Source organism: Paenibacillus sp. FSL R10-2736 (assembly GCF_038000245.1).
Classification (GTDB): domain Bacteria; phylum Bacillota; class Bacilli; order Paenibacillales; family Paenibacillaceae; genus Paenibacillus_AQ; species Paenibacillus_AQ phytohabitans.
Window position 1 is genome coordinate 179,306 of the sequence record NZ_JBBOBN010000002.1, and the last position, 13,638, is coordinate 192,943.

The following is a 13,638-nucleotide window of genomic DNA, read 5'->3' on the forward strand; positions in this document are numbered from 1 at the left end:
CATTTATGCACAATGATTGTACCACAAGTCCCTTCCGGTCGCGCAGCCTCATCTCCACCAGGGAAGAGCAGGATACTCCGCGGACCCGGCTACTACAGTCTCCCCTATTCTTGGTGTAGCCAGCCGTACCCCTTTAGCTGCAGCCGCAGCTGCGACACGCTCGACCGGATCGGTCCAGTCATGCATCGACAGGGTGAAGGCTCCCCAATGAACCGGAATGAGCAGACCTCCCCGCACATCCAGATGTGCTTCAACCGTCTGTTCCGGCAGCATATGGATATCGGCCCAGCGCGGATCGTATTGGCCGCATTCCATCAGCGTGAGATCGAATGGGCCATACTTGCGTCCAATCTCGGCAAAATGCGGCCCGTAACCGCTGTCCCCGCTGTAGAAGACCTTCGTATCCGCCCCTTGGATCACCCAGCTGCACCATAGTGTGGTGTTGCGGTCCAGCAGACTCCGGCCGGAGAAATGCCGGGCCGGCGCGCTGGTAAACGTCAGGCCGGCATACGCAAGCTCATCTCCCCAGTCATGCTCGCGGATCTTCTCTCCGCTTACCCCCCAGCGGCGCAGATGGGCGCCGACACCGAGCGGCACAATGAACAGGCCTACCTTATCCTTCAGCTTGCGGATGGTGCCGTAGTCCAGATGATCATAATGATCATGGGAGAGTACAACCGCATCAATCTGCGGAAGCTGGGAAATCTCCAGCGGCAGCTGCTTGCTGTAACGGCGGCCGCCGATGAACGGAAACGGGGACGGGGCATTCCCCAGCATAGGGTCCAGGAACAGTGTAACCCCGTCCATCTCCAGCAATACCGCAGAGTGGCCGAACCAGGTAACACGGGTGCCCGGGCCTTGCCCGATGGACGCAGGCGGCAGCGGCAGCGGCTGCAGGGGCTCGGCCGGTCTGGACCGGGGATTGCCTTTAATGAAATCCTTCAGAATGGACAGACCGCTACCGCCAGCTCTCTCGCCGATGAGTTCAGCCGTCTGCGGATAAGCGAATTTGCCCTTGCTATAATTAAGCGAGCGGCTGTTCAGCGCCTTTTCCTGCTTCCCCGCCCTCCGTCCAAACGCCGGATAGAGGGTCATAAGCAGATACGCCGCTGCAACAAGTATCACCAGTGAAGCTGCAATATCAATAATAATCAGAGTCATGCGGTAAGCCTTCTTTCTGCCAGTTCATTTCTACAGGCTCCAGCCCGGAATTTTGCGCAGATCCCCATCCCAGATCTGCACCGTGCTCTTCACCGGAACGTTATCCGGAGAGGAAGCTGTATGAATATAACACGAATCAATGCCGATCGTGTCCGCTCCGGCAATATCCGTACGCGGATCGTTACCGATCATAATTGCCGAACTTAGCTCGGCACCATAGTTATCTGCTAAATACCGGTAAAATAGCGGGTCCGGCTTGCTTACGCCGGCTTCGGAGGAAATGGCTATCCCATGGAATAAATGCAGAATGTTCAGCATGGTTAATTCTGCCTCAATGAAGGTCTTCTGGCCATTCGAGAGCAGATAGACCTTCTTGCCGCGCGACCGCAAGGTCCGGAGAATCTCCGGGACTCCGTCATAGAGCGCGATATGGTTCATGGATAAGGTCCGCAGCCAGCGGACAGTCTCATGCAGCCAGGCCTGCCCGGGATTCCCCCCTAAGTCGCGGGCCACGGCACGGAAGACCTCTTCCATGACGAAATCGGGAAACTGGCATTTCTGTGCAGCGGCTTGAAGCTGACGGTCACGCTCCGCAAGGAAACGGGACTGCAGATCCGCCCCTGCCGTGCGCAGCCCGTGATAGCTGAAATGAAGCGCCAGCCGCTCCCATACCTCCGGATGCTCTTCATCTGTCTCAATATCAATTAAGGTTCCATATAGGTCAAAAATATAAGTCTGGTACATAGATCCGGCATCCCTTCCTATTTAGTCCGGCCCAGCTTACGGGCCACGATGAGAATAAGCAGCAGGGAGACCGCGATAATAATAAGGTTGAATCCCCATTCACTCTGAAGCCATCCGTCTTGTGCCGGAGACTCTGACGGTGCTTCGGGTATTATATTCTCTGCACCAAGCGTAGCTGTGACCCGCTTGTCCCCGGCAATCTGGTCTTTGAAATTAATAATATCATACTGCGGAGCAAGTGCCAGGGCATTGCCGTAGATCAGCGAATACGGTCCCGGCTCCTGCTCTCCTCCCGCAAAGACAAGGCGGTCCACCATATATTCCATTTTCAGGCCGGTAATTGAAATCGGGGCATCATCCAGATTATAGATTATAATCCTCAGGGCAGCGGAGGAGGATGCGTGAAGCGGCTGGATGTCCGTCCGTGAAATCCGGGTATCCTTGAAATCGAGCCGGTACAGCCCCCCGCTGCCCGCCACCGGCAGCCTTATACCGTCACTGTCATACAGCTCATACCGCCGCGAGAAATTCCCGGTGCTGCCGAGTGTCAGCCTGGCAATCTTCAGCCGGTCCTTGTTGCTGATGACGATCTCGGTGCGGTTCTCCACCTGGCCGATCTCATACTGCGGCGTCTTCTGCCGCATGAATCCGGCCATCTTCACCTCCCGGCTGCTGTCCACCAGGGTCAGCCCGGGGAAATCCAGCCCCTCCGGATTACTCTTTACCACGAGCCGGTAAAAGCTGAACTTGTAGCTGTCTTCCAGCTCAATGCTGTCGGCACTCAACCCGTTTGTAGCGTACAAATCCCCCTTGGCCAGCAGCTCCCAGGCATTCCCGTCATAACCTCCCCACACCTCCACATGCTTCAGGAAAGACTCATCCGGAAGCTCAAACACCAGCTTGTTTCCCTGAATATCCACATGCTCGGCAAGCGGTGTAATCCGGTAATCCAGCAGGGTGTCCGGCCCTTGAGCCGCCCGGCGGATCAGAATCGATGAATAGGCGGTGCTGCGCTCCTCCACCGTTCCCTCTCCGCTCTCCAGATAATAAGGAACCGGCTTGCCGGCGCTGCCGGTAATACGCAGATCGCGCAAATCCTCTGCTGCCGAGCCATACACGCCTTCATCCAGATATACCTCATAATAAGGGGCCGGCTCCGGAATTGCGATGGCCCGCGAGAACTTCCACTCCCCGCTGTCAGCCTTCTCCGCCAAGCCACCTGCTGCCGCTGCCGTGCCCTCCGCCGGATAAGCGGAGGTGAACAGCAGCAAGCCTCCCAGCCCCGCGAGCAGCAGGGCCGCCCTAGCTCTCCGGCTGGTCTTTCTCTGCGAGCGCATAGGCTTCCTCCATTCTGGCCGATATCCGCTGATAGAGATACGAAATCCCCAGCAGGCAGAGTCCGAAGCTGAAATAAGCGATGATCTTGCTGCCGGTGTTCAGCAGGGTCAGATCATAGAGCAGCAGCTTGCCGGTTGCCAGCAGTGACAAGCCCAGCCCGAAACGGCGGATGTACAGGTACCGCTTGCGGAAGCCGTACATAATGAACAGCACCGAGAGCAGGAGGTAGACCAGACTGAAAGCCAGTCCGCCATCATGCAGCCGGATCTGCACACCCAGGAATGCAGTAATCATCACCAGCAGATAGATGCCCATAGCCACCGGGACCAGCTCCATATTCTTGTAATCGCGCAGGAGCGTTGTCCGCAGCAGTCTTCCGCCGCTGAACCACACGAACAGATTGAAGAGGATAAGCAGACCCAGCACCAGAAGATCTGCCCCGGAGCTTCCGGACAATCCGCCTTGCAGGCTGGGCATCCCCAGCGTGATGCCGATGCAGATAGCATAAGTGATCCCGTACATCAGCATGACCATGTAGCCGACCACCGCATCATAGAGCACCTTAACCTTCGGCAGCACATAGGCAAGGCCGGCCGTGAGCAAGGCTGCCAGCAGCAGCTTGTAGAATGTACTGTGTGCCATATCCTCCGGAACTGCACGGTCGTACAGACGCAGGGCTTCATATACCAGATATACATAGAAATTCAGGATCGCCGCATATTTGAACCAGACTACACCCTGCACCTCGGCAGGTGAGCTGCGGAGCAGAATCTCCTCCCGGGAATGGCGGACCGCATAGAACAAGGCTACCGTAACCATCCCCGCAGTAATAAAGGTATATTTCAGCTCGAAATACGGATTACTGTAGTTGACCACAGGATTAAGCTCGGACACGCGCAGCAGCCCGTCGATGCCGAAGAACGTCCCCAGGCAGAGCAGGAGAATCCCCCAGCCCGAGCGTTCCACCGCCTTGAAGCGGTACAGCTGGCCGTAGACCGTCAGAAGCACTCCCTCAATCAGCCAGCCGATGGACCACCAGGCCGCTCCTAACTGGAACGGGATCATCAGTACGGCAAAGGTCAGAGAGGTGGCGTAGAAGAGCAGTCTGCTCTCCCGTTCCTGCGGCATCCGCTTCTCCAGCAGAACGCCAAGCCCCAGGTACATCAGACAGAAGAACAAGGCAAGCGCGCCTTTGAACTCGCCCAGACCTGCATCCAGGAAAAGAATATACAAGGTTGCGCAGCTGATGGCCGTATTGCAGCCCAGCAGGCAGAAATCCAGCCAGGCGAGCTTCGACTTGTATTTGAACGGGTACCAGAGTGTGATGCCCAGGTACATGACAAAGGTCAATATAGCGCAGAGCATGCCCGCTGCACTGCTGTCCGACAGATTAATCAGCAGCAGCATGGAGGGTATATTAAACAGGAAGCTGATGTAATTGACAATGACCCAGCGCTTGCGCAGGGAGACCAGCAGAATGAGCAGGTTCAGCACGAACAGATAGCCCATAGCCGCGTACACTGCGCTGCCTTCCAGCCCGAACGCCCCTATATAAGAGAACAGTGGCAGATAACCGCCGACAAGCCCCATGGAACAGATCGTCCGCGACTCATAGCGCAGCGATAACAGCACAGCGGATAGAGTGACCAGTACGGATAGACCGATCCCGGCCCATAAACCGATAATCTCCAATAAAAAATAGCTGTAAAAGATTGAGCCGTAGAGTACGGATACCCCGCCTCCGATCAGACCCAAGGCAAAGGCTCCTCTGCCTTTGCGGAACAGCCACTCGCCGCCGCCCAGCATGATAGCGCCAAGCAGAAAGAAGGCGCTGCCCTTCATATAGTCATTGAACCAGGTGGAATAACTGTATCTGAACCCGGCCCCCACTGCCAGAATCAGCAGCAGAATCCCCAGGCGGTTGATCCAGTTCAGCCCGATCTTCATTTCAATCCGGTTCTGCTTACGGCGGCGCAGCAGCGTCTCCTCACTGACCCCTTCAGCGGCAAAGACATCCATACGGCTGTCAAGCGCCCCTGTCAGTGACTGCTCCACCTCACGCTGCCGTTTTCTGCGCAGGAGAATACTCTCATTCAGCCTCCCTTGCACTTCTCCCAGCATGGCGGCTATCTGCGCCTGGTCTTGCCCCAGCTCAGCTTTGGCACGTCTGAACGTGACATCAATACGCTGCCTGGTCTCCAGCTCGAAGGAAGTCAGCCTGTCGAGGTAGGCATTATTCTGCGAGCCAAAGTAGGTCTGCAGCTTCTGCCGCGATACCCGCAGAATGCCCAGCTTCTCATCCAGAATCTGCTCCGTCAGTGCCGTCCGCAGCTCGGAGTTATCCTGCCGCAATATTGAAGCCTGAATTTTCAGTTCCCTGAGGATCAGCTTGTTCTCTTCATTCTCCTTCTTCAGCGCTTCATTCTCATGAACCAGATCGCTGCTCTCATATTCCTCAATCAAAGCCTGGTATTCTTTCAAAAGCCCGTCCTGCTGCTGCTGTACAGCCCTCAGCCGATCTCTGAAATCCTCCATAGCGCCCCCCAGTGCCTGCTATCAGCAATTGTTAATATTTTCATTTTACTATATCTGCCCAGGTATTCCAGTGCAACATAATGGGTCCAACCGGCGTTAGAGAAATAACACATACTTACCTACTAACATAACCAAAGGAGCTGTCCCATGAAAACTTCTCTCAGAACAAGCGCAGCGCTCCTGACGCTGTCGCTGGCCCTCACTACCGGAGTGGTCTCCGCTGCCCCTGCAGCAACCAGCCCAAACCAGACCAAGGCTGCCCAGAACAAAGCCGGCGCCTCACTAAGCGCGTATGCCATTGCCATTAACGGTACAGCCATCACCGAGACCGGCTTTCAGCCTTCCGGCACCAAGGAGCCGCTGATTCCGCTGCGTACCGTCGCTGAGTCACTGGGCTTCAAGATTACCTGGAACACGGCAACCAAAGCTGTCGACTTGAATAAAGGAAATATATATACAACTGTGAAGAGCGGCGAAGACCGCTATGTGATCAATAAAATGTACACTTCACTCGGAACCGCTCCGCTGACTAAGGCAGACAAAATGTATGTCCCCGCATCCTTCGTAAGTGAGGTACTGCATCAGACCGTTAGTGTGGAGGGGAAGAATATCGTGATCACTTCAGCCGCAGAGCATGTCCTTGAGACCGGCGTCATCACCGCCATCCGGAATTCCGGCGATACTTCCTCCATTCAGATCAAGGGTACCGGAACCGCAGGGCTCGTACTGAATGTCAGCGGAGATACGGTATACGAGAAGACTGATGGCACCAAGCTGGCCTTAGCCGATCTTCAGATCGGTATGACGGTAGAGGCCGAGCACGCAGTGTTCTCCACCCGCAGCCTGCCTCCGCAGACGCCCGCTTACCGGATAACTGTTCAGGATACCAAGGCTCAGGCTGATATGCTGGGTACGGAAGGCACTCTCGAAGAGATCATCAAGGCCGAAGACGGCTCACTCAGCCTCCGCATCAAGGGCAGCGCCCTCAGCGATCTGTCGCAAAGCGAGATTGTGCTTCGCCTGACGGAGGATACTCTACTGGTGAACGCGAGCGGAGAAGCTGTAGAACAGTCTGCTCTGGTGCAGGGCGCTACGGTTATGGGCTTCTACTCCCCTGTAATGACCCGGAGTCTGCCGCCAATCGGAACCGCGCTCAAAGTTGTTGTGGAGACCGTTCAGCCTTAACTCAGCCACCGCACCTGTAAAACTAAGTGGATTTATGACATCTATTGCTCTCGCCGCAGCATCTTTTTGGATAACAAGTGGATTTATGGCACCTAATTCACCCCAAATGTCCACCTTAAGCTGATTAGGGCAGAATTAAATGTTCTTTTTCCAACTAAACCACCCAAATCAGACATTTCACATGAAATAGATGTCATTTATCCATCTGCTGCTTAACTGTATGGCAGAGGAACAGGCCTCTCGGGAGTGCGATCCATCGCAGTGACTAATCACAACAACAGAGCATCCCTCCAGCCTACGGAGAGATGCTCTGTTTGTATTTATCCCGGACTAACCCTTGACCGCTTGCCGCACGGCGGGCTGCCGGCCGAGGGTTACTCTGTTCTTGCCCTTAGCCTTGGACTGATACAGGGCCTCGTCCGCCTCTCGGTATAAATCCTCGAAGGTCACATCGCTGCGCTCAGTGAAGGCGATGCCAATGCTGACGGTCAGCTGGATGCTGTGCCCCCCGTCCAGCAGGACGATGTGCTCGCCCAGGGAAGCGCGGAAACTCTCCGCTTCTCTCAAGGCCTCAGCCTCGCTGCCGGCAAAGAAGCAGACCGCGAACTCCTCGCCCCCCACCCGGCCGGAAATCCCGTTATGTTGGTACACCTTCATAATCTTCCGGGACAAATCTACCAGCGCCTGATCACCGGCCAGATGTCCATATGTATCATTAATCAACTTGAAATCATCGATATCGAACAGCAGCAGCGCCATTCCCGCCCCGTGCTGCACAGAATAATTCTGCACCAGCCGCATGAAATGCCTGCGGTTGTACAGGCCGGTCAGATCATCAACGGTAGCCTGATGCAGCAGCTCGCGTTCATACCTCTTCTTCTCACTGAGATCACTGAAGACCATCAGCATGCCTGTGTTCTCTGTGCGGGTCCGCTCCGTGGCAATAAGTGCGACGCCGAAACAGGCACCGTCCTTGCCGGAAGGCTCGATCTCGAACTGGCCTTCCAACCGCTTGGCATAATGGTCCGAAATTTGCCCGTACTGCTTCAGCAGCAGATGTATGCTTCGGCCCCTCCAGGTGTCCGCCTTCTCTTCCAGCAGCCCGGAGAGCATCGCATCCGCAGCTTCATTGACATCAATGATATGGTCATAGCGGTCCGTCAGTACAATGCCGTCTTTCATATTCTCGAAGATTTTATTCTTGGCAAGCGGATATAAGGAGAGCCGCGGATCACGGAACAAGGAGAGGTACGCCACGATGATGGGCGGAAGATAGGTAAATGCAGTGAACCCGGTAATCGTAATTTTGAGCAGCGGAAGCAGAAAGACCGTCAGTACCGGAATTACCAGCCCGAGCAGCAGCATCAGATTACGGCGGAAATAATATGCCGGAGCATTCAGGAGGGAGATCGCCAGTAAATAGACTGCATATAACCCGAACAGCTGGTCATACGCAATAAGGATCATGCTTAACACTGTAGGCTTCACTGCAATTCCGGTAACACCTGCCACTGTTGCGAGCCCAACCTCGCTGCGCATCAGATGATGATAGGAATCGGTGAAGATCAGCACAACATCGAGCACGACCGGAATACAAAAGAAAATAAGCCTCTTGGCCAAACCCTCAGAGGAACGGGAAACATACTCTTTAATAACGGCATAGGTAAAGATAGCACTCAAAAAAAGCGGGCCCTGCTGCAAGTTCTTCCACCATAGCTTGGCCTCAAAGGAATCCGACAGAATCTCTCCGGTCGTAGCCGCGAATATCAGGCTGACCAGCAGCATCAATATCCATAAATAGCATCTTCCCGGTGTGTTGCGGTGCTTGAAAGAACCGATGCCCATGTAGAGACTTAGAACGCTGCCCATTACTAAATAATAAGGATAACCCTGCATCCACGGCATGTCATATTTCTCCTATTTTTGAGATAACTTTGCCTTATTATATCCTACTCTTTCGTACAAATGAATCTTTCTTCCAAAAAATACTATCTGTACCCAAGGTATAGGCGTCCGCCCGCCGTTCCATGGAGATGCCTGAACATACACGAAGACCCTACGGGCAGCCCGTAGAGTCTTCAAAAGGTGAGAAGCGAATTTATAGTTATGCAGGATTCCAGTTGCTAGGGTGCTAAACCGGAGTAGAATCGGCGTAATCTCGATCTTCTCCGTCTTTTCAAGTAGTACATGGGTTAATCAACTACCTTTCGGAAAACACGCAGGCATGCCCTTCCAAACGTCTAATTGATACCTTCCACTTCCCACCTAAGCATTAATACCCCCTACGCAGGCCGCTTAAACAGGCGTGCATAAACAAAACAAAGAGGATACTCCTTCACCATCTGCATGGATGCGGGAATATCCTCTATAGTAGGAATACCATTATTTCTTCTGTGCCAACCGTTGTTTGAACTTGTCAACACGGCCGCCAGTTTCGGTATCTCTTTGTTTACCTGTGTAGAACGGGTGGGATGCGGAGCTGGAGTCTACACGGATCACTGGATAAGTGTTGCCGTCTTCCCATTCCATCGTTTCACCGGAAGACTTGGTGGACGAGCTCAGGAATTTGTAGCCTACGCTTGCATCGAAGAAGATAACCTGGTTGAACTTAGGGTGTATGCCTTCTTTCATTGTAATAACCTCCTTTCCGTACTAATACAACTTCTATGGTATTATGAAGCCATCTCTTGGTCTATTTAATAATTCCGGTTAGACGAAGGGAGATGCGTAAATCTTCCGATTTTTACACGCCATACTATCATACGTGAAAGCGGGCCTGGAGTCAACCTTTTGAGCCGGAAAAAAGGGGGTTTGTCACCCTGCAATCAGGCACCGCGGACCGGGTTGTCCTGCAACCGGCTTAGGGATGAACGTTAGAGCGATTTCACCATTCCGCCGTCGATAAGCAGGGATTGGCCGGTAATATAAGTATTGGCAAAAGAACCGAGAAATACTGCAGCTTTACCGAACTCCTCCGGCGTTCCCGTTCTGCCCAGCGGAATCCCCTTCAGCGCCTCCGCCTGGACCTGCTCAAGCGAAGTCCCCACCGCTTCCGCCCGTTTGCCGTCAAGCTGGAGAATCCGGTCTGTACCGATGCGTCCGGGTGCCAGACTGTTGATTAGAATACCTTCGGGCGCAAGCTCCGTGGCCAGGCTCTTGTTCAGCGCGTTCACCCCTGCGCGGAACACATTCGAGAGAATCAGCCCCTGGATCGGCTGCTTGATCGAGACCGAGCTGATGCTGACAATCCGCCCTCCGCCAGCGCTGCGCATATGCGGCAGCGCTTCGCGGATCAGGCGGACCGTGCTCATCAGCGTAAGCTCGAAGCCGCCGCTCCAGTCCGCGTCGGCCATATCCCCGAAGCCGCCGCCCGGAGGCCCGCCGGCGTTCGTGACAAGCACATCGAGGCCGCCTCCATATTCGGCGGCCGTCCGGACCGCCCGTTCAATATCCTCCGGGCGGGTCACATCCATCTCCGCCACGGCAACCTCTTGCCCCGTGGCCTCCAGAATCGCCTGCCGCGCCGCTTCCAGCTGCGGCAGGCTCCGGCTCGCGATCGTCACGCGCGCGCCTTCACGCGCATATTCCAGTGCGGTTGCCAGCCCCAGCCCTTTGCTGGCGGCGGCTACGAGCACTGACTTTCCTCCAAGACCCAAATCCATAATGATATCCTCCTGTCAGATTGGATTGAAGCAAGAACCCTAATCTGCATTATACATCGTATTCAAGCTGATTTTTGGCTTGAACAATGAAATCCAGCGGATTCTCAATTTTGTCCGCCTCATACTCCACTGCCCCAATCTTCAGCCCCAGGTTCACTTTATACTTGCCGGAGAATTCGGTATCATTCAATTCCTGCAGGCGGAGCTTGATCCGCTCAATGACAATCTTGGCCCCTTCACGGTCTGTGAAGAGCAGGAGCCCCCAGGTGGCGTCCTCCTTGTCCAGCAGATACAGCGCGTCATTGGTGCGGATACTGGACTGGCTGAGCTGGGAGACATCATAGATCGCTTCGGACAGCTGCTCTTCCGGAATCAGACGGCGGATCTCATTCCAGTATTTCACCTTGACGACAAGCAGTGTAAGCGGAATGTGATACCTTGTCGATATCCCGGTGAACAGGCTGGCATCCTTCTGAAAAGAGATACTGTTGCGCAGATCCGTATTCTCATCCACCGTGGCGAGATTGGCCGTCCGCTTCTGCAGGCGCTCATTCTCGGCCTGCAGCTCACGGCTGCTGGACGTGAACACCCAGAGGACGACTGTAATCAGCGGAGTCATAATCAGCCAGAAGTACGTATTTACGCCAATCGATGCCCCTTCGGACACCGTTTGATAGACCACGAAGAAGCCGTAGCCGAAGATAAACGCCAGATTCAGCGTCAGTCCCGCAGTTACCGTGGTGAAATACGTGACCAGCGCCAGCAGGAAGGCCACATTCAGAATAATGATGTTCTGTATATAGTGATCCGGAGAGCCGGCAATGAATACGGTGCAGGCAAACATCAGGACCAGGAAGGCCAGAAACCCGAGATCGGAGATTAGGCTGCTGCGGTTACGTCTCACGCTTATCACCACGTTTCTTCATATGTTTGCGGAGCAGGAGCAGCAGCGATACAATGACCAGCGTGATCATAAGGACAGCCGCAACCACAAAGCCCAGCACATCTGAACGTTCAATAATCTGCGCCACTGTTGATTCTTTGGCCGCGCCTGAGAGGGTTTTGAAGCGGTACGCGTTAACCTGGCCGTCTTTGTCTGCAACCACACCATCCCCGTAGACCTTCCAGCGGTCTTTCTCGCTGGCAATCAGCTTCGAGACCAGGTAGTAGCTCTCGGAGCTGACCGCTGTAACCGCAAGCAGGCCCCGTCCGCTCTCGTAGGGTGAGTCCAGCAGCTGCAGCGTACCGATGCCGGCTCCGTACTGCTCCTCAATCGCTATTTTCTCATTGGACAGCAGGGTCGAGCCGTCTTTGTTGTATTTGAAGAAAAGCTTGTCGTTGTTGTCGCGGATCACCTTGTTGTTCTTATAAGTACCGATGGCAATGATATTGTTGTCCTTCAGATTATCCGCAGCTACATCATCGCTGTAATAATGGACATCCCCGGTGTTGCCTCCGGCGTATTGGCCAAGCATGTTGAAGATGTTGCCCAGACTCTGATAGGCATAGTCATCCATCTCCTGCGGCAGAACGACCGCCACACGGTTGAAGATGCCGTCGCGCAGGAACGGGTACGGATAGTTGCTCAGCAGCAGCTCTGTGCGGTCCTTTGTGTTCAGGCGCATCATCGATTCCTTGCTCACATAGGCCCAGGGCATCTGCTCCGTATTAGGGGTACAGATGGCATTCGCCATCTCCAGATCAAACGCCACCGTGACCGAGAAATTGCCGGAGATGTTCAGGCTCTGCGGCACATCCAGAGTCAGCACATCACCGTTAGCCAGCTCCTTCGTCAGCTTCTTGCTGCCGACCGGCGTATTATTGATGCTCACCGTCACCAGTGAACGCTCAAAATCCAGATTCCCCGCATAGCGGAAATCGAGGCTGATTTTGCCGTCATCCGCAATCGAGCGGTTGGACGGCAGCGAAACGAAATAAGTCTGCTCCTGATGATTCGGTCCGGTCAGCTTATCCCCGGTCTCCGTGAACGTAACATTGGAGCTGATGGGCGGCGCCGGGTCTGCTACATCAGTAGCATCATCCACAAGCTTCAGGTCTTCGCGGATCTGGCTCAGCAGCTCTCCGCTGGCCATGAAGCGTCCGGCCTTGATCAGCAGGCTCTCATCCCTGGAGGTAACCACCAGCACCGGTGAGGAATCCTTGTTCACCAGCTGGATCACGGCATGGGTGCTGAGATCAGCTGTAGTGCTCACCAGATTCTTCAAGGTGGCCGGAAGTTGGTCATACATCGCTACAAGCACCACTGCACGCTTGTCCTTCAGGGTATCCTCACGGTAGGGCAGCAGCGGAATCGTCTTATCGTTCAGCGTATTGCCTTTGGCGAAGCCCGACAGGGCGTAAGTCGCGCTCTCCAGTTCAGAGCCGGTGGCATTCTCCGGCACGGCCAGCAGGCTTTGTCCTCTTTTCACCGTATCCATTCCCGAGAATCTGGCACTGAAATCCGCAATCCCGCCCGTAATCGCCTTAGGCGCGTACTTCACGGATATATTGGAGGTATTGAACAGATGCAGCCAGCTGTCCTGCGTATTGTCTACACTGCAGAGCTGATAACCCTCCGTATCGGTCTTCAGATTCCCCTGGATACTCAGCGTGTTGCTGCCTTCCTTAAGGAAGCCCTTGGGCGCCGGAACGCTCAGGCTCTGCTCCCCGTTATTCTCAGCGGACGGTCTGAAGGAGTAGAACGGAATGCCGTTAAGCGACAGTGTCACACTTGACTGCTGTTCCGCATTAATCTGTGACACCTGAAAATCCAGCCTGATGTTCACCGCATCGACGTTCCAGTAATCCATGACTGTGAAATACTGCTGCTGGGAGCTTGTGCCCGTTAGAGAGATCTCGCTGCCCGTAAATGAAGTCTCGTAAGTCATCGTGGCGTCACCGGGAAGCACTGCCGCTGCCAGTGCCGCAGGAATTTGAACCAGGAAAAGGGAGAGGCAAATCAGCCCTATCATTATCTGTTTTTTCATCATGTTCCGTATCTCCTGTATCGCTT

Annotated in this window: 10 protein-coding genes; 1 reads left to right on the forward strand and 9 read right to left on the reverse strand. The window is 54.5% G+C overall.

Going from position 1 to position 13,638, the window contains the following annotated elements; genetic code table 11:
* Positions 1-48 precede the first annotated feature (48 nt).
* Genes NSQ73_RS28775 through NSQ73_RS28790 form a run of 4 tightly spaced genes read right to left on the reverse strand, consistent with a single transcriptional unit; the run spans position 49 to position 5,778 of the window.
* Complete coding sequence (locus tag NSQ73_RS28775; protein ID WP_340989596.1) at positions 49-1,161, reverse strand: MBL fold metallo-hydrolase; 1,113 nt, start codon at positions 1,159-1,161, stop codon at positions 49-51.
* Between the two features lie 30 nt (positions 1,162-1,191).
* The gene (locus tag NSQ73_RS28780; protein ID WP_340989597.1) at positions 1,192-1,905 is read right to left on the reverse strand and encodes an HAD family hydrolase; all 714 of its coding nucleotides are present in this window, start codon (positions 1,903-1,905) and stop codon (positions 1,192-1,194) included.
* A gap of 17 nt (positions 1,906-1,922) precedes the next feature.
* A complete protein-coding gene (locus tag NSQ73_RS28785; RefSeq protein WP_340989599.1) occupies positions 1,923-3,242 on the reverse strand; it encodes a hypothetical protein in 1,320 nt (439 codons plus the stop codon).
* Entirely contained in the window at positions 3,208-5,778 is a 2,571-nt protein-coding gene (locus NSQ73_RS28790; protein WP_340989601.1) for a DUF2339 domain-containing protein, read from the reverse strand. The genes NSQ73_RS28785 and NSQ73_RS28790 overlap by 35 nt, the downstream gene beginning before the upstream one ends.
* A gap of 147 nt (positions 5,779-5,925) precedes the next feature.
* Between NSQ73_RS28790 and NSQ73_RS28795 the strand changes: the two genes are divergently transcribed.
* Positions 5,926-6,963: a copper amine oxidase N-terminal domain-containing protein gene (locus NSQ73_RS28795; RefSeq protein WP_340989603.1), complete on the forward strand. Its 1,038-nt coding sequence runs from the start codon at positions 5,926-5,928 to the stop codon at positions 6,961-6,963.
* Between the two features lie 330 nt (positions 6,964-7,293).
* Here the strand turns inward: NSQ73_RS28795 and NSQ73_RS28800 are convergent, their stop codons facing one another.
* The 5 genes from NSQ73_RS28800 to NSQ73_RS28820 all read right to left on the reverse strand — a co-directional run bounded on the left by NSQ73_RS28800 (position 7,294) and on the right by NSQ73_RS28820 (position 13,615).
* On the reverse strand, positions 7,294-8,868 hold the full coding sequence (locus tag NSQ73_RS28800) for a sensor domain-containing diguanylate cyclase (RefSeq protein ID WP_340989604.1): 1,575 nt from the start codon (positions 8,866-8,868) through the stop codon (positions 7,294-7,296).
* Between the two features lie 477 nt (positions 8,869-9,345).
* Positions 9,346-9,594: a type B 50S ribosomal protein L31 gene (locus tag NSQ73_RS28805; RefSeq protein WP_039304788.1), complete on the reverse strand. Its 249-nt coding sequence runs from the start codon at positions 9,592-9,594 to the stop codon at positions 9,346-9,348.
* Between the two features lie 242 nt (positions 9,595-9,836).
* Positions 9,837-10,625, reverse strand: a complete 789-nt coding sequence (locus tag NSQ73_RS28810) for an SDR family oxidoreductase (RefSeq protein WP_340989605.1) — start codon at positions 10,623-10,625, stop codon at positions 9,837-9,839.
* Positions 10,626-10,674: 49 nt separating this feature from the next.
* The gene (locus NSQ73_RS28815) at positions 10,675-11,529 is read right to left on the reverse strand and encodes a diguanylate cyclase domain-containing protein (protein WP_042140397.1); all 855 of its coding nucleotides are present in this window, start codon (positions 11,527-11,529) and stop codon (positions 10,675-10,677) included.
* Positions 11,519-13,615: a cellulose biosynthesis cyclic di-GMP-binding regulatory protein BcsB gene (locus tag NSQ73_RS28820; RefSeq protein ID WP_340989606.1), complete on the reverse strand. Its 2,097-nt coding sequence runs from the start codon at positions 13,613-13,615 to the stop codon at positions 11,519-11,521. Before NSQ73_RS28820 ends, NSQ73_RS28815 begins: the two co-directional genes overlap by 11 nt.
* Positions 13,616-13,638: the final 23 nt, after the last annotated feature.